12 protein-coding genes and 4 pseudogenes are annotated in these 22,957 nt (G+C 40.1%); 4 read left to right on the forward strand and 12 right to left on the reverse strand.

All coding sequences use genetic code 11. The features are described 5' to 3' along the window. Positions 1–157 precede the first annotated feature (157 nt). The 5 genes and pseudogenes from V7K62_RS14385 to V7K62_RS14405 form a co-directional block, all read right to left on the reverse strand. Positions 158–1,987 carry a hypothetical protein gene (locus V7K62_RS14385; RefSeq protein ID WP_334864998.1) on the reverse strand — a complete coding sequence of 610 codons (1,830 nt, stop codon included), beginning with the start codon at positions 1,985–1,987 and terminating at the stop codon, positions 158–160. A 70-nt stretch (positions 1,988–2,057) separates the two neighbouring features. Next, positions 2,058–2,354 (reverse strand): annotated as a pseudogene (locus V7K62_RS14390) (AAA domain-containing protein); the annotation flags it as partial. Between the two features lie 136 nt (positions 2,355–2,490). Next, positions 2,491–2,760: a hypothetical protein gene (locus V7K62_RS14395; protein WP_334865002.1), complete on the reverse strand. Its 270-nt coding sequence runs from the start codon at positions 2,758–2,760 to the stop codon at positions 2,491–2,493. Between the two features lie 272 nt (positions 2,761–3,032). Further along, on the reverse strand, positions 3,033–7,532 hold the full coding sequence (locus tag V7K62_RS14400; protein WP_334865004.1) for a translation initiation factor IF-2 N-terminal domain-containing protein: 4,500 nt from the start codon (positions 7,530–7,532) through the stop codon (positions 3,033–3,035). Positions 7,533–7,733: 201 nt separating this feature from the next. Then, positions 7,734–8,651: a histone deacetylase family protein gene (locus V7K62_RS14405; RefSeq protein WP_334865006.1), complete on the reverse strand. Its 918-nt coding sequence runs from the start codon at positions 8,649–8,651 to the stop codon at positions 7,734–7,736. Positions 8,652–8,759: 108 nt separating this feature from the next. Here V7K62_RS14405 and V7K62_RS14410 point away from each other — a divergent pair, with 108 nt between their 5' ends. Next, positions 8,760–9,785: a mechanosensitive ion channel family protein gene (locus V7K62_RS14410; RefSeq protein WP_334865007.1), complete on the forward strand. Its 1,026-nt coding sequence runs from the start codon at positions 8,760–8,762 to the stop codon at positions 9,783–9,785. A gap of 147 nt (positions 9,786–9,932) precedes the next feature. Here V7K62_RS14410 and V7K62_RS14415 read toward each other — a convergent pair whose 3' ends face one another. The 3 genes and pseudogenes from V7K62_RS14415 to V7K62_RS31560 all read right to left on the reverse strand — a co-directional run. Continuing rightward, entirely contained in the window at positions 9,933–10,712 is a 780-nt protein-coding gene (locus V7K62_RS14415; RefSeq protein WP_334865009.1) for an MBL fold metallo-hydrolase, read from the reverse strand. Between the two features lie 342 nt (positions 10,713–11,054). After that, the gene (locus V7K62_RS14420) at positions 11,055–12,386 is read right to left on the reverse strand and encodes a serpin family protein (RefSeq protein ID WP_334865011.1); all 1,332 of its coding nucleotides are present in this window, start codon (positions 12,384–12,386) and stop codon (positions 11,055–11,057) included. 629 nt (positions 12,387–13,015) lie between these two features. Continuing rightward, positions 13,016–13,189 (reverse strand): annotated as a pseudogene (locus V7K62_RS31560) (IS701 family transposase); the annotation flags it as partial. A gap of 48 nt (positions 13,190–13,237) precedes the next feature. Here V7K62_RS31560 and V7K62_RS14425 point away from each other — a divergent pair. After that, positions 13,238–13,786 (forward strand): hypothetical protein, encoded by a 549-nt coding sequence (locus tag V7K62_RS14425; protein ID WP_334865013.1) that lies wholly within the window; start codon positions 13,238–13,240, stop codon positions 13,784–13,786. 523 nt (positions 13,787–14,309) lie between these two features. Here the strand turns inward: V7K62_RS14425 and V7K62_RS14430 are convergent. After that, positions 14,310–15,905 (reverse strand): S8 family serine peptidase, encoded by a 1,596-nt coding sequence (locus V7K62_RS14430; protein WP_334865014.1) that lies wholly within the window; start codon positions 15,903–15,905, stop codon positions 14,310–14,312. Positions 15,906–16,064: 159 nt separating this feature from the next. Between V7K62_RS14430 and rpe the strand changes: the two genes are divergently transcribed. Beyond that, complete coding sequence (gene rpe / locus V7K62_RS14435) at positions 16,065–16,772, forward strand: ribulose-phosphate 3-epimerase (protein WP_334865016.1); 708 nt, start codon at positions 16,065–16,067, stop codon at positions 16,770–16,772. Positions 16,773–17,939: 1,167 nt separating this feature from the next. On the opposite strand, the gene V7K62_RS14440 is transcribed toward rpe, so the two are convergent. The 3 genes and pseudogenes from V7K62_RS14440 to V7K62_RS14450 form a co-directional block, all read right to left on the reverse strand. After that, positions 17,940–18,410, reverse strand: a complete 471-nt coding sequence (locus V7K62_RS14440) for a HetP family heterocyst commitment protein (protein WP_334865035.1) — start codon at positions 18,408–18,410, stop codon at positions 17,940–17,942. 1,115 nt (positions 18,411–19,525) lie between these two features. Next, positions 19,526–19,829: pseudogene (locus tag V7K62_RS14445) on the reverse strand (cysteine peptidase family C39 domain-containing protein); the annotation flags it as partial. 455 nt (positions 19,830–20,284) lie between these two features. Further along, entirely contained in the window at positions 20,285–22,693 is a 2,409-nt protein-coding gene (locus tag V7K62_RS14450; RefSeq protein WP_334865018.1) for a GH116 family glycosyl hydrolase, read from the reverse strand. A gap of 121 nt (positions 22,694–22,814) precedes the next feature. Between V7K62_RS14450 and V7K62_RS14455 the strand changes: the two are divergent. Then, positions 22,815–22,943 (forward strand): annotated as a pseudogene (locus V7K62_RS14455) (type II toxin-antitoxin system Phd/YefM family antitoxin); the annotation flags it as partial. Between the last annotated feature and the right edge of the window lie 14 nt (positions 22,944–22,957).

Genomic DNA, 22,957 nt, shown 5'->3' on the forward strand with positions numbered 1-22,957 from the left:
TACATATAAATTGTATCCAATTAGACGAATATCTGGATCTATCTTTCAGTCAATCAAAGGTTAAGAATAATTTAATTGCCAACTCACGCGAAATTCTGACGACAGATTTCTTGGTTGTCATCCCAAAAATTATTACTATTGAAGTATGAAAAATATTTTAATATGTGTTATTAAGGCACAGAATAAAATCATTGGGTGAATCAGTCTCTGGAACAATATTGAGACGTAGAAAATTCGCCCATACTTCATCACTAAGTAAGTTTAAAGCAGTTTTAGGATTGTGACTTGCGATCGCGCCAATAACTTTACGCCATCCCTGCTGTAATGACTCAACAAAAGCTTCTTCAATAGAAATCTGATTCAATAACGAAAGTGCTGTTTTAAAAATTGCTGAATCAGCTTGTATATTCTTAGACTTTAACCCCGGAAGTGCCACATTTAACCACACAGGTAGAAGTTCTAGCCAGTTGTTTTGCTGTATCTCTTTGAGTGCAATATCTTCCATACCTAGCGCACCCCAAATGCACAAACACTCTACAGCCAGCTTAGAATCGTGGTTTTCTAGAGCATTTTGCCATAATTTTTGAGCGTAATTTTGGAAACGATGAGCGAGAAATTCATAAGCTTCTTGGACTTGATGGGGAATTGTAACTTTATAAACTGACTCGCCTCGTGGTAGGTAATCACCACGATAAGATAGCCAGTTATGAGATCCACAAAGATGTATTTTCTGATCAACTATTACTTCTTTTACATGAGAATCTCCCAACCAAAGAACCTGTACAGATGGTAAACCATCAGGTGTTTTTACCGCTCGAAGTTTTTTCTCTACTTCTGGTGGAATTGGTTTATCTTCATCTTCTTGTCGCCGCGAAATTCCATATCCAATTAAAATCCAAACTCCGCGATTAGCTAATTTCTGTAACAGAGTTAGAAATTTTTCATTTACAACTGCCTGATTCACCCACGGAGAATAAATTAGAACCTGACTGGTTGCCGAATTTAAAACTTCTAGAAAAGCTTGGCTAATTTGTCCATCCCGTAACTGTATAGCTTCACCTCCCACTGTTTTTACACTGGTTTTTGTGGCATTCTCTAACGCCTTTTGGCGAATTTTTTCCAGTCTAGCTTCTATTTCAGTATTTTTCTGGTTAAGAGTGGCTTCACGTTCAAATTCGATGGTTTCAGTTGACAATTTACATAATATTTGCAACGATATTTTGCCTTCAGCGTGTAGCACATCTAACCAATTTGATGCTGACTCTAAAATTTGCTTTCCATTTCTTATTTGAATACTCAATTTATCTTCAATAGCATCAAAGATAACGAAAAGCGATATCTTTCTCCAAATTTTTTGAGTCGAAGCTAGTACCTTACAGGAAGTGACAATTTTTCCCTCTTCTGGCACATGAAGTGCTAAACCTGAAGCTTGAAGACTTTTTTGGATTTCCTCAAGGGGTAAGGAAGCAATATCGGCAATTGTATGATCAATAGTTATAAAGTCTGCCAAATCGGGCAGGTTTATCACTGTCTCATTTAAAGATTCAGATTGAAAGTTTATCTTGTCGCTTAAAGGGTCTGTAATAGCATAAATTTGTATAGGATATGCCGGCTGTGGTACAGACCCTTTTTCATAGAATAAACGCCCTTCAGGAGTAACTGTAATTGGCGATGTTGCTGATAGAGTTTGTAATGTCCGAAGAGTTGCAGTAGTAGTTTTAATAAATACATAATCAAGCCCAAGTACAGATGCTAATTCATCCTCTGTGGGCGGAGGTTTAAATTCAATAGCAGCGCGGATAATAAATTCTTCGAGTACGTTAAACTGGCGGGGTTCTTTGATGTTTAGTTCTACAGGAGTTTGACGCAAACTATAACGGAATTGACGCGCTGCTAAAACTGATAAACTAGAGCTTTGCACTTCTATTTCGTCTACCAAATTTTTGAGATTGTCATCAATAGGTTTAGATGAAGAGGCGAGAAACATCAATGAAACCTCCATGTAGACGCACGATGTTTGAAACATTGGAGTACATACTCCCAACTTGTCCAGATTCTTTGATAATTTTGCCTGCTAAATTATGTGCGCGTTTTTTATCCGGCTCCAAAATACCACATTCTAGTTTACCATCATAAAACTGATTGATTGCACCCATAATTATAGGATGCATTCGATATTGAATATTTAACATTTGTTTGATCCTATCATTAGCACTTTCAAACTGAATTTTAAAGAGTGATTCTTGCAATAATTGTAATTCTGTATTTGTGCTGCCAATCTCTTGAGAAACTTCCTCTAAAGTCTTGGCGTCAAGCATGGGTGGTAATTGTCGATGATCGCCTACCATGACTAGTATTACCCACCAACAATAAAAATCCCAACTCCTTAGCAAAGTCGGGAATGTGAGCGTTTCAATTTTCACAAATCAAATAGTTACAAATCACGCAAAACGGCAACTAAAGTAATTCGATAACAATACGAGGTAGACTTCATGAAATAGGAGTGGTTGTATCTACTTCCTCCAAGGATGATGAAGATTCAGAAGGACTAGCGCTACTTTCTGGTGTTGAAAGCTCATGACTTACAATTCCATCCCATGAATAATTGCAGATTTTAGTGCGAAGCAATGTACCAAACATTAGGTTAATTGCCAGGGCGAAGGAATCGATAAAAATTAGATTTACAAAGCGATCAATCATTAGACCCCCTTGAGCTAAATTGAGCATCAAGTGATATTTGCTATAGACTACACATGCCACAATGTCTTTTCCAGAAATGTATGGGTTCTCAATACTTCTCGGTTAAAGGGGAAAGGGGGAATGGGATTGCTGGTAAGGGTAAGAGGAAAGAATTCAATTGTTTATCGCTTGAATTTTAGGAAGAAGTGACGCCATCCGAGAGACTTTATTTTATCAGTATAAGTGCCACAAATGATGCAGATTACTGGATAACATCTACTTAAATGGGCTAATTTGCCGAGTAGATAGCCTCAATTCCTTCTACAAAATCCTTGAGATTGTCATCAATAGGTTTAGCAGAAGAGGCGAGAAACATCAACGAAACCTTCATGTATACTGACAATATTTGAAACTTCCGAATACATACTTCCGACTTTACCTGCTTGATGGGTAAATAAATTATGACAACCCACAATTATTAGCAGTTCTTGAGCGCGAGAAAATGCAACATTAACTCGTTCTGGTTTTTTAGCAAATCCTACATCTCCTTTGCTATTGTTGCGAACCATACTGACAATTACAACAGGTCTTTCCATACCTTGAAATCGGTCTACTGTACCTGTACGAATTTCTAGAGAAGGGAAAATTTCAGATTGCAGACGTTCATCGATTTTTCTTAATTGAGCGCCATAAAATGTAATTACGGCAATTTCTTTTTTTGGTTCACCATTCGCAACTCTAGAAGCCCAAGTAGTCTCGAACTGCTGACACAGACGTTCAATCGCATCAATTTCTTGAGTATTAAAGTAAGAAGTTCCATTTCGTTGCTCTAAAAACTGATTTTCGATCGGCGTTTGTACCCAGAGAATATGCTGAGATTCTTGAATGATTTCCCCTGCTAAATGATGTGCGCGTTTTGTGTCTGGCTCCAAAATACCAGATTCTAGTTTACCATCATAAAACTGATTGATTGCACCCATAATATAGGGATGCATTCGATACTGTGTAGTTAGCATTTGTTTGATGCTTTCATCAGCAGATTCAAACTGACTTTTAAACAGTGATTCTTCTAAGAATTGTAGTTCGTCTCGTGTATTGCCAATTGTTTGAGCAACTTCTTCTAAAGTGCTAGTATCAAGCATGGGTGGTAATTGCCGATGATCGCCTACCATGACTAACTTTTTGCCTTTCAAAGCTGGGATTAGTAACTCTGGTGGAGTACACTTACTAACTTCATCAATAATGACGACATCGAAAGATTTGAATTCTTCTGAAAAACCTCTATTGGCAGCTTGGACACAGGTGATACCAACGACATTGGCATTATCTAAATATATGCGCCTTAAATCGTCGCGTAGGCGTAGCCCGCCGCAGGCATCGCCTTCGGTTGGCTGTCTTAATTTTGCTATCCAATCTTGCACAAAATTCTGATATTTATTGAGATAATTTTCGTCTTTTTGTAGTTGCTGTTGCCAAGATTCAAACTTAGTATTAATACTGCGTAATAGCTCTAAATCAAACAGGTTAGTGGCAGAATTTTCTGGTTTAAATTTATCCGGTATTCTTTGCCATTCTGTCAACCACCAGTTTCTTTCTCCGATTAAGTTTTCTGATGGCTGTGGTTGTAATTTTTGTTCTATTTCGCGGAGGCTAATTTGTAACTTTTGAAGCTGCTGTAGAGAAATTTCAGTTTCTTCTTGTAGTTTTGATAAATGCTCATGTAGAGAATTTCTAATTATCTCCAGCACAGTAAAAGGTTCTAATGATGAAATTAAGGTTTCAAGCTGATTGATACAAGTTACCGAAGAATTCACTTGATTTAAAAATTCTTGGGGTTGCTCCCAAATATTTGATTGTGTTGCAAGATATTTTTCAACTACAATGCGTAATTGAACAGGTATATTTTGTTGATTAAGTTCTTGCAAAATATTAATAACTTGTCCAAGTTGCAAATTAGCATCCTGCTGCGCTTTTTCTACCTCAGCTTGAGTAATGAATATTTGCTGTTGGGTAACTTCATTTTTCTGAAGTTCATTTAATAGTCGTTGCAGATGCTGAAGCTGTTGTTCAGTTTCCGTTTTTACCTTTAAAACGCATTGACGTGCATTTGCAAGGATAGTATCTAGTAATTCTTGTGTAATGCGGGTGAGAGTAGAGTCAATGTTATTCCATTCCCATGATGCACCATAGGTTTTTTGCATTCTAATTAAAAAAACCTGGGTATTCTCAACTAATAATTTTCGCTGTTTGGGGTTGAGTAGCTGATAATTGTTAAACTGTTGATAGGTTTCTTGCCATTGGGTGCGATCGCTCTTTGATAGCACCATTGGAATCTGACTAAAATTTTGTTGTAAAAAATAGCTAAAATTATGCTGTTTACCTCGTCTGTCAGCAAAACCTCCGTCTATTTCATAAGCGATCGCCTTTGTTAAGACTTCCCATTCTGGTAAGTTAATTTTGTATATCTTTGGTAATATTGGTAATTTTAATGTATTAGCAAACATCAACAAACCTAGCGGCAAGTCCACTAAATTTTCTGTTAATGGTAAACCTGATTGCTGACAATCTTTCAAAGTTTGATACAGATGAGAAGGTGCTGTAGATTTCCATTCCTTAACTGCTGAGATAATGTAATCCATTTCCCGTTTGCGGTTTTCCCAAATCTGGATTGTTTGTTGTAGATTTTGCAGTTTGGTAATATATTGCTGATAATCTGGTTCTAGCTGATTTAACGAGGCGAAATTTTGTTGGACAATCTGTACTGATGCTGCAACTTCTGATATGGCTTTACTTGCATCTTGAGCAGAAATCAAAGCAGTTTTAAATTTAGAAATTTCTGTTGCTACAATTTCACGCAACCAAACTGCTAAACCAAAAGCACCAAACGCCGGACGCAGAAAGCCAAGTTCATTAGTATATTTGATAGTTTGACGAACATTTGTTAAAAATTCTTCTACTAAATTGTTACCTTCTGTGTATGGCTTAAGAAGTGGCAAAAAATCTGTAACTTCTGAAGCTTCCCAGTTGATATTTGGTGCAGTATTTAGTATATTTTCTAGCCCTGTAAGTAGTGATTCAACCTCGTTCTGTTTTTCTACGGTTTCGTTATAAGATTTTTCTTGATTTTTAAAGTTTACCTCTAGCTTTACCTTATTTTTAGAGAATTTCTGTTGTTGCTGATTGAATTCTTCCTCTGCTTGAAAGTAGGCTGTAAATCTTTGTGATGATGCCAGTAATTGACTGAAAGTTTGGATATTTTCGAGTCGTTGAGTCAGATTTTTTTCGCAGTCAGTAGCAGTATTTTCTAGCCATCTGCCAATCACTTGATCTTCTAGAAATGGCTGTCCTTCTTCCCCAACTTTCTCGGCTCTCCCCTTGCGTACAGCCCGAATCACTGGGTTGTGAACTAATCGACTTAGGGCATTATCTACTGCTAAATTGGCTTGAGATGCAATTAAAGTGCGTCCACCTCGAAGAGCAATTTGATAGCAAATCTCGGCAATTACGGTAGTTTTACCAGTACCTGGTGGCCCTTGGATCAGAACAAGATCCTTTGCAGCAAGTACCTTTTCTACTGCTGCTTTCTGACCAGGATTAGCAGAAGATAATAACAAATCTTGTGGTTGAAGTTCGATAGTTGTTTTGATTTGTCTAGCCTGAGAAGCATCGAATAAAAAGTTACCTAAATACGGATTTTGGGTGTAACCATTATTCAAATCATCTAAAGCTTTTTTCTTCCGCTGAATCTGCTGAATATCGCCAACTGCCTCGAAACACAAAAATCCTGTAGCTGGTAATTGATAACGCTCTGCTGCCATGTGTTCAGCTAACTCGCGTTCTAGCCTGAGAGTCATAATACAACGGTTGGGATCAACTTCCTCAACAGTCCCTAATTGACGACCGCTAATCCAATTTTTGCCGATAGGAGCAGTTTCAAAAAGCTTCAAATCTTCATTTTTTGTGCGTCTTGCTCGTTCCCAAAAATTGTCCACGTCGAGTGAATTTTGATAGAAGCCGTCAAGGGTGGCTGAGGCTACATCAATTTCAAAACTGATTCGCCTTTTAAAATTATAGTTATGACCTACGTAACGCACACAAAATTGACGCGCTTTCGCAATTTTTTCCTCAATCTGCAAAAACGCTTTCCAAGCTTTAAGCTGATCTTCTGTAGGTACATGATCGCCACACATTGGCGCGGCTGCGATGCGTTTCAATGTTGCGGCTGGAATGTCGAGATGATGCTGATGATTAGGCAGCAAACGCAAGCGACAAGGTACAGCATAGCTATCGGCGTGTCCCCGTGAGGTTTGTAACAACTGAGCCGATAGTATTTTTAAACCGCCGCGTCCATCTTTTGGTACAGCCGCTCTAAATCCTAATGTTTTTCTGAGCTTCTCAAGTCTTGCGGGTAATGGAAAATCATCGGCGTCTGTTGCTATTGTCAAATCCCAAATTTCTTCTCTTGTCTCTTTCCCCGCGCCTTTGCGACGCACATAAAATAGAGAAGGCTTTTGACCGACACATTCATACATTAACTTATTGGCGCGATCGCGCCGCTCCCTAAAATCGGGATATGATTTAAGGGCGGTTTCACCTTCAAGATGGCGGATAAAGCTATCAATTGCTGAAGCTATAAACATATAGCCCCAATCTTCAGAGTTTGTTTTAGTTTTCGAGGATTTTGCTGTTAGTTTATTTACCGCTAGACGAATTCGTTCTGCGTCAGATTCGGAGATGCTGCTGGTATGGCTTTTGACTGCAATTTTGAGTTTTTCGCAAATTGCTAATAGCTTCTTGCTATCCAAATTCAATTCTTTTGCTAGTTCGTAGATTCTGAGTTTGCCGTTGTTCATCCACTGCTGCCTTTGCCAACAAAATAGGGTTAGATTTAAACGCAAAGGGGCGCAGAGGTAAGCGCAAAGGAGCGCAAAGTTTATTTTAGTCCTATTCGCTACGAATTAAATTTGGCAATACTCTGCGTACCTTTGCGTTTACTTTGCGTTGCTCTGCGTTTGAAAACTCGACGATTTTAAATAGTATTATTTACTAAATGACTATAGTTTATACTGCTGGTAAACTTCACTGGCGGCACGATGCAGCAGTGAATGTCGCCAGACTAAAGATTTCATATCATCAGCATAACCCCCACCAATAACGCAGGCGACTGGATAACCGCTACTCATACAGGTACTCAAAACCTGCATTTCTCGGCGAAAAATCCCAGCATCGGTTAGGGCTAATTTGCCCAAGCGATCGCCTATATGAGGGTCAACACCAGCATCATAAAATACTATATCGGGCTTGACTTTAGATAATAAATCTGCTAGGTAATTCGCTAAGGTTTGTAAATAGGCGTCATCCTCCATTCCCACCGGCAAAGGAACATCCAAATCGCTGTTTTGTTTAGTACCGGGAAAATTGACTTCGCAGTGCATGGAGAAAGTAAAAACACTGTCGTCATCTTGGAAAATAAAAGCGGTGCCGTCTCCTTGATGGACATCCAAATCCACAATTAGGATTTTTTGGACGAGTCCGAATTTTTGTAAAACGCGACAGGCGATCGCTAAATCGTTGAAAATACAAAAACCAGACCCATAACTAGGAAAGGCATGATGAGTTCCACCAGCCGTATTACAAGCTAAACCCTGACTTAGTGCCAGTTTAGCAGTGAGTATCGTACCACCTACCGCAACACAAGTACGATTCGCTAATGCTGGACTCCAAGGTAAACCAATACGTCGCTGTGCTTTGGGGTCTAGGGTTCCTTCGCAATAAGCTTGAACGTAGCTTGGGGTGTGGACTAACTCTATCAACTCTGGCGCGGGACGTTCGGGGGTGTGAAATTGTTCTTGATTCGCTACACCATCAGCTAACAGCAATTCGTAGAGTTGTCGGAACTTAGACATCGGGAAGCGATGTCCTTCAGGTAGGGGCGCAATGTAATCTGGGTGGTAAATAATTGGCAAGTCCATAAAGAAAGAAAATCTCAAGCAGCTAATCCGACAACAAGGTAAAATTTAGCCATAATCACAGTAAAAATGCTGCTCTCCTAAGTCTAAAACTCCAAATTTAAAATTGATATGATGGAATGGATTCCGCCGATTGCATTTATTCTAGCTGGCTTACTGGCTGGAATAATTGGTGAAAAAGTTATCTTCAAAAAACTGGAAACCTTCGTTAATAATAAACGAATTGCCGGGGGTAATATTATATTTTACTCTCTGCACCGCATGACTTTTATTTGGTTTGTCATTAGCGGTTTCTTTTGGGCAATTCTGAGTTCTCCCCTCAAGCCAGATATTGCGATCGTACTGCAAAAGGTTCTGATGATCGCATTGCTGTATTCAATAACCCTAGTCTTAGCCAAACTGACTGCTGGTTTTGTTAATTTATTTATTCAGAGAGCAGAAGGGGTTCCCACATCACTACTTTCTAACCTTAGTAAGACTATTGTTTTCCTTTTAGGAACATTAATCATATTGCAAACGGTGGGTATTGAAATTACGCCAATAGTCACGACTTTAGGTATTGGCGGTTTGGCAGTTGGTTTGGCACTTCAAGATACACTTGCAAATTTATTTTCGGGTTTTTACTTAATTATTTCTAAGCAAGTTAGAACCGGAGACTATGTAAAATTAGATGCTGGGCATGAAGGATATGTTATAGATATTTCTTGGCGCAGTACGACTATTAAAGAAATTTCAAATAATGTCGTCATTGTTCCCAATTCTAAGTTATCTTCTGCAATTTTCACAAATTATCATTTACCCGCAAAGGAAATTACTTTAACAATGGATGTGGGTGTCAGTTATGATAGCGATTTGGAACAAGTTGAAAAAGTGACTGTAGAAGTGGCCATTGAAGTGATGCAAGAAATTGCACCGGAATTAAAAGAAAGCGAACCATATATCAGATTTCATACTTTTAATGATTTTAGTATAGATTTTACGCTTTATATGCGCGTAAGTGAATACTTTGATCAGCGTATTGGTAAACATCTATTTGTCAAAAAATTACACAAACGCTATCAGCAAGCAGGAATTCAAATTCCTTTTCCAATTAGAGAAGTGTATATGCAAGAGAATTCAGCTATAGAACGAAATTAGAAGTCCTGGCGACTAGAAGTCGCGGCTACACGAGGCTTTACCCGCCTGCGCGGGTTGGAAAACCTTTAATTTTGTGTTAGTCCGCGTGGGCGGACTTTGTTTGTATAGCCGCGATTTCTAATCGTCTGGTGCAAGACGTGAGCTAACTTAGATTGCTAATGCTCGTTTTTCTAATGATAATTCAAAGCGATCGCCTGGTTTTGGCTCAAGTACCCGCGTCGAAAGATTGTTTTTCTGAAGTAACGAACGAAATTCCTCAGCATTTCCTTTAGTCTGAATGAATTTCATCAGCAATCCCTCAAACGCGACATCCCCACCAGCCGCTGTAGGTATTATTACTTGAGGTTGTAACGACTTTACTACTTCCAATGCACTATTTTTTCCTTTAATAATCGGCCCAAGCAAAGGTAGGGTCATGTCAATAAACGGTGTAATCACTACATCGATAGGTGCAGCTTGCAAAAGTATAGGAGAATGATACCCGTGAGGCTCGTAGTATAGAGTTAAACCACTCTCCAATTCTTTGAATAGATAACTATTTTCTACCAAAGTGGGGCCAATTGGAGAACCGGGGAAAGCCTTGATTTCAACTTGATTATTTAAAGTGAAAGTTTCACCATGAGCCAGAGTAGTTACTTGGGTGTAACCTAACTGCTGTACTACCTTGGCAGCATTGGGAGAAGCTACAACCTTGATGCTGTGATCCAGCAACTTGAGCGTTGGTGGGTGAGTATGGTCTTCTAAACCCTGAGACAGCAGGATCAGATCAATATTATCTGGAATTGGGCGATTTTGCGATCGCGAACCTTTAAATAGCCAATCCAAATTGCTGAAAATTAACGAACCAACCAGCCAAGGGTCAATTAGTATTCGTTTTCCGCCGATTTCCAGCAGCCAAGAATTGCTGTCTAACCAAGTTAAAAACATAAATTTTGTGAAGATAACGCCTATCTTCATTATCAATCGTGTCAGCTTTCTTAGAGTCGAGCAAGCTAAAGACGCGATTAATCGCCTGAGACTCTTATTCCCCCTTTTTTAAGGGGAGCCAGCGCGGGAACAGGGGGTTTCCCCCATGAGCGACTGGCGTGGGTTAGGGGGGATCAGCAAATATCTCATACTTCTCAAACATCCTCTAAGCGGTGCCGTAATCATCTCAGAGCAGTACGTTTTTATATACTTAGATTGTCATTGAGAATGAAGCAAAGGCGAACACTCCATTTCATTCCGCTCGTTTACACATTGGGGATGCTCCCCCTGCCTCCTGCCTCATCATTGTGGCTCGATGATTGAACCCATAAACAAAACGCTTCCCGTCTGATTATTCCTAATGGCACAGAAGAAGGGACGATCGACAATCATTCGGAATGGTTCTGGTTCTTCTCTCAAAGATGTTGCTACTATTCCCACTGAAGTAGCCGCCGCAGCTTCGGTGCCTTCTTCGTTCACTTCAACAAAAGTTTTATGCTTAACTTGGCTAATGGCAAAATTTTTACCCATGCCAGAAAAATTAGCTTTGTTACTGAAAGCCTCTTCCATGCCTAGACTTTTCAAAGCATCATTGAGTGTAATATCGTAATCTGTTTTGAAGCGGGGTAGGCGAATAAACCCTTTTTGTTTGTTGAACTGATTCATCCATTTTTCCCAGTTCTCAACATTCAAGTTTTGATAGAACGCTTTGAGGTTAGAGTTCTGTTTGGGCAGGAAGATATAAAAACTGATCTTACCATCTTTCCCATAAGGTAAACTAACTGCCTGAAATTGTTCACTTTCATAGTATTTATAATCACCCTTCTGTGACATCATTGGGTGTTGTTTTCGCCTGCCAGATGTGATGTAAAAAGGGTGTGGAGCAGTTTGTTTTTTGTCAAACTCGTTACTCCAATTACCTTTAAAATATATGGCATTAATCAGAAATAATACCTGATCAGGTTCAATTTTTCCAACTATTTTAGTGATTTTGCCGTTAGTATTTTCTTTTACCCAATTATTGATAATATTAGATGCGGCGGCATCTTTAAAGTTTAAATTGCTGACCTTGGCTTGATAGAACTCCTGGGTTCTCTTGAGGAAGTCTGGCGCAAAGCTAACATCTTGATTTGCCCAAAGTGAGTTAGCGATCTTTAGTTGGACTTTCGCATCCGAATTGTCTAAAAGCTGTTTTAATGCCGCCGCGTAAGAAGAGTTGATTTCTGGTAGATTCATCCCCTGTAATTCCAGGGTTTTTGCCATTGCTTGTTGAGTCGAGCCGCTAGCGCCGTTGTAAGTCATAGCTAGTGCGATCGCAACACTCGAAGGTGAGATAAAAATATTCTTCTCACCCCGATCATTTTTCAGAACTTCTGAAAACAGTTTGAAGCCAAACTTATTGCTAGACTCAACGATTTTTGTATCAGTGTTGACTGTTTTTTTTTGCAATGGATTTTCTGGCTGAGGTAAACTAGATTGAGCAAGGGCACTTTTATTACTATCGACTTGAGAACACCCTAATACACTGAATAGAACAACACTTGCAGCGGCCAGAGCATAACGTCTGCCTAGACTAACACCGTAACGTCTTTGCAGGAAGTTTTCTTTTGCATCACTAAGTTTCTGACGATTCATTCTGCTACCTCACTTGCCAAAGATTCCCGATTTTTGCTCAGAGTTGACGCAGATACTGTGTCAATGACTAACTATTGCATTTGCTCCAATAGAAAAATGCGACTGTTACAGAAACTGTAACAGCAAGTTAGTAGCTCGGAGGAATTAAACACAACTTGTGAGAGTTACTAATTCCTGATTTAGGCAGCGATGCAGACGATTTATGAAAAATTCTTATTTTTAGGAGTTTTCCTATTTATCTATAAACGTATTATAAGCTACGTAGTCAGAAAATAACCATTTATATTGGGTTTTTATAGATATATAGCAATCCTGAATCATTCGCGATCAAGCAGATCCCCGACTTGGTAAAAGTTGTCGCCGATATGAGGGTTGCAATTCTCACAAATCAAATAGGATTGCTATAGGACTTACGCAAAACTACACGCGGTAGGGGCAATTCATGAATTTCCCCTACCTAAAAATCACTCTTTTCGGCTATTGTTTGCCTAATTACTGAGATAAAATAAAGTTTCTTAATTGCCCGAAATGCAGAACTTTTGTAGGGACACACGGCTCTGCTGTGCGCCCCATAGGAGATTCTGGCAATTTGCAATTCGTAGAACTTACGCATTGACAGAAAAATGATATTATGCGGTCAATTCCAACTTCTGTGATAGGTGTTCTAAAATAAAGTCACGAGCTACTTGAAGAGATAAATTTCTTTGGAGTTCATACCAATTTTCAATTAACTCTTCTACCCGGATTAATTCTAATTGTGTAAAAGCTCGAATTGCGTTAAAAAAGTGAGTTCTAATTGCCTCAAAATAAATTGGTAAAGAATTTAAAGTTATTGGAGAGGAGACAAATTAATGGACAGACTTGATTTGTGGGCTGAAATTATCCCTGGAGTTTCCGCAGCAGGATTTAGTATTGGACAACATCTTTCATCAATACCTGATCTTAGCGAACCTAATCTGGTTATCAATCTCCAAGAAGAAAGAAAAAAGAGAGAAAAAAGCTTGGAATCAATTAATATCAACGAAGCTTTATCTAAGTCGGATGGCTGGATTTGTCAAAAAATCTCCTCAGATTCTGAGAAGTTAGATGGACATAAAGTTTTCTATTATAAAGACAGGATTGTACTTCTTGAATTCAATTCAGATGATATTCTCTTCGTGATTTTTGTTTTTGAGGGCTATAAAGGAAAATTTTTAGACAAATTTGAAATTGGCACTAGGCTTTCGGATTTAAGAGAGCATTTTGAACTTGACTATGATAGTGGGGATGAATTAAATTATCCTTCTGAATCATCTTCAGTTAAAGGTATTGCCTTCTATGGTGCAGAAGAATCTTTAGAAGACAATCCCGAACAAAAAATCATGGGTTTTTGCGTACATAACTGGAGTTTACAGGTATAGATATGAGCGTAGGGTAAGCTCAGGAAAAGAATTATCTGCTCGAAAGGGTAATGCGAAAGTTCTGCAATAGTATGATGCCAATAGTCAAGTTTTAACAAAGTATTTTTACGGCTTGGGTTTAATTTAGGACTTACGCATTGACAAGAAATACTAAATATGAATAAGTTTAAAAACCACATCTTTTGTAAGAGGTTGTTTGAAAAGTCCTCTTGTCGGTATCAAAACATTTTAGATCCCCCTAAATCCCCCGATAAAGTGCCTAAAATCACAGCCAAATACTTTTAAAACATCCTCTAAGGGCACAGCATTGCTGTGCCCCTACAGCATGGTCTATTTACGATCGCAGGATTAATTAAGAAAAGCCTGAAATAACCTATTTTAGTTAATCCACATCACGATGCATTTGTACAGTGCGTAAGTCCTAATTCGGACACACGGCTCTGCTATGCGCCCCATAGGGGATTCTGGTTCAAATAAATGAAAACACGCTGTAATTTTACACAGATACTTGTGCTACCGTATTTCAATTAATAGGTACACTCCACCAAGCTAAACTATAGGGTTGAGTAGCTTCATTGAGCTTTTGACGAAACTGAACACGGATTTTGTAATTGCCAGTAGCAGCAACGGGGCAGAAAATATGTTCTACACTATCGATTTGGCTGATTGAAGAGCAAACAGCACCAGTATCTGAATTTTGAGCATCAGCTTTTACTAAGTATAGGTCGAGATTATTCAAGCCGCGATCGCGAAAATTTTCCCCTACATCATATTGCTGGTTTTTATTTTTATCGTTGAGTTCTACCAATCGATCCCAACTCAGAGTGACAGCAACAAAACTCCCTTGCTTTAACGGTTTTGCTAATATATAGTCAACAGATGCTCCAACATTGACAGTGCGATAATCCCAACCAATAGCTGGCACAGCAGCTGATGTCTGCCATTGACCAGCACTAAACTGCTGATAAGCGCGAAATGCGTTCAAATGACCCGCTCCCATTTGGGCATCCAAGGGAATCTTTGGATCTTTATAAGCATCAGAATCTAGCCAGTTTTGATTTTGTTTATCAATTAGTGTCCGGCTCATTCCCAACAGCAAACCATCGCCGCTATCTAGGATTTTGTCTGCTGAATTCAGCAATACAGCTTTCATTACTTGATGACGACGAGAATCAATGCTCCAGTGGGGTTGTTTTGTCCGCATCTGTCGGTCAGCAAATTCCTGCAACAGAGCAACAGTAGCTGTAACTTGAGGCGCTGCAAAACTCGTACCTGTAACCTTGTTCCATTTGCCATCTGGATTGAGCAAGGGAATATTATTCCCAGGAGCAACTAAACTAATAGCGCGACGCCCACCAAGATCAAATTCCCTTCCAGCGAGCCTTTCACTCACTCCTTGGTTAGCACCTGCCAGATTAGCCACGTCTACTTTGTTAAAAATTCCCCCTCGACGGGATGAAAAAGCCACGTTCACTCCGTTAAAATTGTCTGTAGGAATGGGAATACCACCCTTACCCTGGTTGCCTGCGATCGCATACAAAACATCATGAACGCGACTAGACCAGTCAACACATAAAGTTAGTAAAGCATTGCCGTCTAAAGTCGCATCCGGCCGAGGATCGCGGCTCAGAGGTTCACCAAAGCTAAAGTTAATCGCCCGGACATCGCCACCATTTTGTAGGGCTACGTGCTGTGCCGATAAGCACTCTTCTGGCTGACCCATGTTTTTAGTGGAACCCACTGCCGATGAATACAATCGCGCTCCCGGAGCAATTCCTGGCAAGGCTTTGTCTTGACTCACCATCACACCAGCGACATTGTAGGCGTGAGAGTCAACACCAGTATTAGATTTAGCTGGCCCATTGCGTAAAAAAACTGCCGCTAAAGAGATGGCACGATTTTTAGAAACCGCCTTATCCCACCCAAACATTCCCGGCCGACCAATTTCCACTTGACCAATAGCAATCTTACGACCGATCAAATTATAAGGAGCTTGGTGTAGCTTCAGAGCATCAATACCGTTAGTTCCTAGTGCAGATTCTAAAGCTGAAGCAATTACCGGCACACTCAGACAAGAAGCACTTAATCCCCAAATTATCCAGGTTAGTTTTTTAGTCATTAGTTATTAGTCATTGGTCATTCAATTTTAGATTTTGAATTTGGGATTTGGGATTAAAGGAAAAATCCCAAATCTAAAATCCCAAATTTCAAATTATGAGTCTTGCTCAATGTTTTGTTACAATGCGTACAGACGAGGACGCTTAAAAAGCCACTAGCCATGACCCAAAACCTATCTCAAAAACCCATTGTAATTTCTCCATCTATACTATCAGCCGATTTTAGTCGTCTGGGTGACGAAATTCGTGCCATAGATGCGGCCGGAGCAGATTGGATTCATGTTGATGTAATGGATGGTCGTTTTGTACCTAATATTACGATAGGCCCTCTGATTGTGGAGGCGATTCGTCCGATTACAACCAAGCCACTGGATGTCCATTTGATGATTGTGGAGCCAGAAAAGTATGTAGAGGGATTTGCTAAGGCGGGTGCTGATATTATCTCCGTACACTGCGAGCATAATGCTTCCCCACACCTGCACCGCACTTTGGGGCAAATTAAAGAGCTTGGTAAGAAAGCTGGAGTTGTACTTAATCCTGGCACCCCTCTAGAGCTAATTGAATATGTTCTAGATTTGTGCGATTTAGTACTGATTATGAGCGTCAACCCTGGTTTTGGTGGTCAAAGCTTTATCCCTGGTGTATTACCCAAAATTCGCAAGCTGCGTCAAATGTGTGATGAACGTGGTCTTGACCCCTGGATTGAAGTGGATGGGGGACTGAAGGCAAATAATACCTGGCAAGTTTTGGAAGCGGGAGCCAATGCGATCGTCGCCGGTTCAGCTGTGTTTAACGCTAAAGATTATGCTGAGGCTATTACAGCAATTCGTAACAGTAAGAGTCCTACTCCAGAATTAGCCAAGGTTTAATTCATTTTTGAATTAACCATTAAACATAGGAGTGAAAAAGAATGTAAAGACGTAGTAGTGCTACGTTTCTACAAGGGTTCTGGATTAATTTCACTCCTATGTCTATTCTCCACAAAAAATCAGGTAGGCAATTTGCCCACCTGATTTTTATATACAGATAAAAAACTGGAAGCTATTCAAGTTTTGAACTTCCAGTAGTTGCTATATAAATTGAAAGTTTAGAAACCAAAGATAATCCAGGTTGGGAGGACTAGGATTACAATAGTCGAAAGAGAAGCGTATCAGCTACTAGTTCTACCAGCCAGGACAACAATTTCACCGTAACTTTTCTATTTCTGTTCCTGGGATTGATGTTAAGCGTTTGCTTTATTAACTAAAGCAACACCAACCACAGGGAAGGAAGTTTTATAAACATTACTCGCATCGTCTGCAGTCGGTGAAAGTTGTATAAAATTTGGATTGGGGGAATCCACCTCACCAAATTTTCTTTGCTCAGACTTCCTCAGAAAAAGAACCACCAGTCGCAACGGTTGGATCATCGGTCTTGGTCGAATGGCACTAAGTTAAGATACAGCCCTTGCCCTAACTGGTTCCCAGCCTAGAGGCTGGGAACCCATCCTGGGAGGGCTGCTGCCTCCTCTTTCTTGACGAGAGGCAGAGCCTCTCGGAATACATTCCCAGTCTTAAGACTGGGAACGAGGCGACACAAGCCTTTGGGCTTTTCTTAGTGCTATTCGGTCTTGGTCTAGGAGTTATTTACTCCATGAAATGTTGACTACTTTTGTAATCAGTTTGATTTATTTCATAGTCAGAACTATAGCGTTTCCTAATCACATGAGGTACATCATAGTCCCCTCTCGAAGAGCGGGGAGGGGGTTGGGGGTGGGGTTCTTGTACCTCACTTAAGCGAGAACCGCTATAATCATTGATTTTATTTTTTTAAATTAACTTGCTTGCCAATCACCTCTATGTTGGTTTAAGTTGTAGTTGTTATTAGTTTACCAATGTAGTCAGTATATATTTGCCAATTTGGCAGATTTTTGTAAAAAATTATCAAATTAATGACTGCTATAGAAAACCTGCCATGCCATAAATTTTAAATTAGCATAGCAGGTTTTCAGACACTCAATTAACTCTAGGGCAGAATCTATTGATTCAAAATAGTTTTTAATTGAATCCACAGGATTTCAAGGAAATGTCTTGAGCATTTTCTGGTTTTAATGGCGATTTGCCTGATTGATGTTCGTTCATTTGTTGTGTCAATCTCTGGTCTAAACTACCACCACGAATTTCTGCTTTTTGCTTTCTAAGTACTTCTAGATAAGTGAGGTCTTTAATTTTGCTTAAGCAGCTTGATGGCACATTATTATCAGACTGGGAATCATGAGCATGTTTCAGCATTTTTAGATTTTCACTTTGCTGTTGTTTTGTCCTATCGGCTTGAGAGTTTTCTTTGAGCAATCGATTGTAGGTGCGATATGGAATGTAATGGAGAGGATTATAACCACCAAATCGCAGCATTAAAACACATGCCCAGGAATACTTTCCAGCAAGAATTGCTTCAACTACTTTGTCAAATTGTTGAGCTTTCACTGTCTTATCTAAGTTACTACTAATACCAGCAATGTCTTGATTCATCATAGTGTTTAGTTATCTTGGATGAAGTAAACTATTTTCCTGCAATCGTTGGTGTTTCAATTGAGGTGTACAGACTGCACTAGCCTTTTTGTAGCTGTTGAATTGCTTCTGCGAAATTCTCAGCAATGGAACGATGTTGGATGTTTACGAGGGATAAAAATCCATAATTGAATAAATTTTCTTTGTTCACAGGCTTGTATTTCTTACTACTGTTGAATTAGGCATTTTCCGGGAAATTTGCATATTCTTTTAGACTAGGAGAGAAAATTTATTTATCTTTGAGCGTTAACAACACTCTTCGTATTTATACTATTTTTCGTCGTTAATGTCATCTACTAAATTAGCAGATTTATAGGTCAAATTTACTGAATCTATTCCGATACTTACTTGTGCATTGTGCAACTTTTAGTTTTGTCCCTCTTTACTCATTCTTGAGGGGTCTTACCCCTCACCCGATATCATTTTAAAACCTTTATTATTGTCGAGTCACTAGAAAATAGTACCATTAACTAGAATGTAAAACAACTTATAAAAATAGTAGAAGATAGAGAATAAAAAACGTTCGCAGCCAGAGGATTGAACATATTTTTTCAATAAGTTCAATTAGCTAATGTTACTTATTAACCTTGTATTTTTTGATTTTCAAAAAAATACGACTTTAGCGTATCTAAATAAAATCGCTGTAAAGCGCTCATGAATATTTCCTAATTATCAGCAAGTAATTATAAATAGCCCAGTTGTGAAATAAAATTACTGGTTAGCGATAATATATATAGATAGTTTTAATGAGCGTTACCTGAGTCAAGTAAAACACTCGTGAATGGATGCTTTTATTCCAAAAGTTGTAGCAAGCTAAGTCTGGATAATATTAGATAATTTAAGAATAGAGATAAAACTATAGGACTTACGCAAAATATCTCTCAAACTCTGATTTCTCTGTGCCCTCTGCGCCTCTGTGGTTCGTTATTCCGTAACTTGTGCGTAAGTCCTAAACTAATTAACACAGAAGATTATTAAGTTGATTCAGCAGTAATTTTTATATGTATTAATATCTAACAGATTTATAAAATTGAGATTATAAATGCAGTAGTAGTTAGGCTAAATAGTGGTAAAAGATCAGAAATCAAGATGCGATCGCCTTTATCTCTCCAGACAACTACACAATGAATTTCTTGCCAATTAGCTATCCACGGGTTATAATATGAGTCCAGCTTACTAAGACTCGCCCTCACTGATAGCGCTTCATATCCCGAAGTTTGGGCTGCTTCTGCTAAAGGCTGGAAAGATGCACCTGCGCGGTCTACTAGCGCTAAGTTACGTAAACTCTAGAGTGTTTAAGCGTATGCCCCATTATTGGCTAATCATTGCCAAACACGCAGCGCCACAAACTGATAAACTTTGCTGTTGAGTAAAGGAATAAGGCACGTCATAACCTAGCTTTTGATTGTGAACGTAGTCTGGGAAGTACTAGCAATATTTATAGCTAAAGCTAGTAATATTTGCATTTTTTGAAACAGTAGTCTTAAATTCTCAATCCTTCAACTCTTACCATTACTGAAATTTTCCTTCGCTTCCGGAAACACTCGGAAAATAAAATCACAAATCTAAACTCTGCTTTCTCAGATCAAGACGGGCTAAATTGGGTAACGCACATACTATATGTGGAATACGACCGTTCGTAGGGGCGCACAGATGTGTCAACTTCAGGTAGTAATGCCCTCAGCCCCAGCCCTTCTCCCAATATTGGGAGAGGGGCTGGGGCTGAGGGTAAAACTCATACACTCGGAAGATTCCATCTGAAATTGACACCAATCCACAGATGTATGACGCCCCTACGTGTGTTGCATTCAAACGAGAACCGCTTTGATAGCCAATCAATTAATAACTAAGTAAATTCCCCAAATCGCCATTGGTCGCAGGTAAGTGCTAGCACGAAAAGTACTAGTCGCGGTGATAGCTTCCGGCGTGCGAAATTGCAGACCATTGTCATAAATTTGCTGCACCACAGCTTGCGTCAACCTCAACGCTTCATCCTTCATTCCCATCTGCACGAGAAAAGCTGCCAATCCAAAGTTTATCCCCGTCCAAACTTCTAAGGGATGAGTAGCTTGGGGATTTTCTGGTGAACCATCACGACGAACACCATTAGCAGCACCAAACTCACCATTGCAGAATTTCAAAAAGCAAGCATCATAAACAGTTTTCAGGGCAGAAAGGGCGCGATCGCTCGGTACAATATCAGGTAAGTCCAGCAGACGGGCGTAGAATTGTCCGCACAATTGATCTGCCATTACCACATCGGAACCACTTTCACTATCAAGTTGGTAATATTCCCCATTCCAGAGTTTTTCGTCGTAGATAGGGCGAGATTGTTTTAACCAAGCTTCATAGATGGATTTTTGCGCCGCCAATTCTGTTGTATTACCTGTATGGTAAGTTAATAAAATATCGCTGATTGCGATCGCAGCTTCTAACGCCGCCAACCACAACCCCCCACAATAGGCGCTGACACCTTGTAACCGCCAATCATCAAAAGTTTGGTCAGGCGCACCAGAATTTTCCGGAATCCCATCGCCATCAAGGTCAAAGGTTTTCAGGTAGTCGAGGGTTTGAACGATCGCATTCCAACAATCTGCCAAGAATTCCACATCGTCAGCACCCGTAAGCAGAAAATCACGGTATACTTGCAAGACAAAATCACTACCCAAATCTTTCCATAAATTGCAGTCTTGATAGCTGGTGTAGTTGGTTTTCTGCCAAACGTGTTCATTTGGTGCGCCTAAATCGTGGGGTGTTGCACCTGCAACTTTGCGAACTGCAATCGGGCTTTCTGCCTTAATTGTCATATAATAGCCAATGATTCGGGGAGTATCATCACCTTCAGGAATCGCCCGTGCAAATGCCCGCATCACCGACTTTTCTAATTCTGGAAACAGCATCAGCAGGGCAAAAGAGCCATACAACCGCACATCTAGACTTTCATACCAACGGTAATCTAAGCACTCTAGCACCGCAAACTGACCGATGGGGTCAAGTTCTGATGCAGCACTCCAGAGAGTACCGCCGCTGGTGAGGTCATAAAGCTCATTAAATAGAGCCATTTTAAACCAGTTGGGTAAATCTTCCCGGTCGAGAATGGGTTTTTGCCAACTTTGAATTTGCGATCGCCAACTTTGATATTCTTGTAACGCAGTAGATGCGATCGCCCAGGCGTTGTTTCCATTTTTACCAAAAAAATCTGTATATCTGCGGTAATAGTTAACTCCAGCCGCAAATTCTGTGATCGGTAAATCCCAAGCGAGGACAAAGGGGATTTCAAGAGTTTCGCCTGGTTGGAGAGTGAAACGAAGTGCGATGGCAGCCCCTAATTGTGTATTCTCTGTTGTTGGAGTCGTATCAACATAATTGGGCAAAGAACCATCTTTAGCAAAGCTTTCCCACACTTCCTCACCCGTCCCTTCAGGATTCCATTGGCTGTGGTGGAATACCTCTACTTGGGGATGCTTCAGCGTGGCAATACACCAAGTTCCATCGCCTTCTTGCAAAGGTTCATCACTACCAACCCGACCTAAAAAACAGCCAAACTGTTGTATATTTTCAACTATCTGGTTATAGTTTCCTTGACTTTCACTCCAGCGCGGTTGGTATTCGTAAACCGGACTACCATCATCGCGCACCCGCACTTCGGGAGATTTGAGAGAGTTTGTAAACCAGCCCACCATATTTTGCCAAGTGAGCATAATGCCCAGAGTCATCGGTGCATCTGTGGGATTATGAGCATTCCAGAGGAATATTGCCACAGGGTAACTAGTTTCTTGATAATTGCCAGCCCAGACTGGGGAAAACTGTTCACACGTCAACTGTGCTTGAAAGACATTTTCATACACAAACCAGCTACGTGGATATAGTGCGTGATAATTACCTGTTCCCTCTGTGCCGGCAGTTGTCGGATACCATTGCCAAGCCTTGAGAGTGCCATCATCGGGCGCTTGGGTAGATAAAGCGTAGGCTTGGGTAGATGTGCCATTGGATTCAAACACACTGAATTGACAAGCGGGAACGTTTTTGAAGGTATGCTCACCACCGTCGATGTGCCACAGGTTAAAATCTCCCCGTGAAGAACGACCGATGCAACCTGCACCAAAGCCGCCCAAAGGCATACCATGCCAAGGGCCATCATCGATATTACTTGCGTAGCGAACGGTATAAGGTTTGTCCCAGCCCAAGCCGATGGGACGGCTCCAAGTACAAGAGGGAATTTTCGAGGAGAGTTGATTTGTCATCACCTGATGTTACAGCGTGCAGTTACGTCAATGAAGACTAGCGCGATGTGCGATTTTTCTCAACTAAAACGCGAAGGAATTTGAAACCCACCTGCGTGGGTTTTGTCTGTATAGGCTAGGGATATTTGACAAAAGTGAACGCCATTCACTCTCTAGGTTTAAGCGCAATACCTGGGAATTCCTACAGCCGATGAAGCAGACAGGAAAACCCCTAGTGCTAACAGTTAATCGCAAAGCCGAACTTGTGCTTTAGGATGCAGAGTC

The sequence above is a fragment of the Nostoc sp. genome, from assembly GCF_036917935.1.
Taxonomy (GTDB): domain Bacteria; phylum Cyanobacteriota; class Cyanobacteriia; order Cyanobacteriales; family Nostocaceae; genus Nostoc.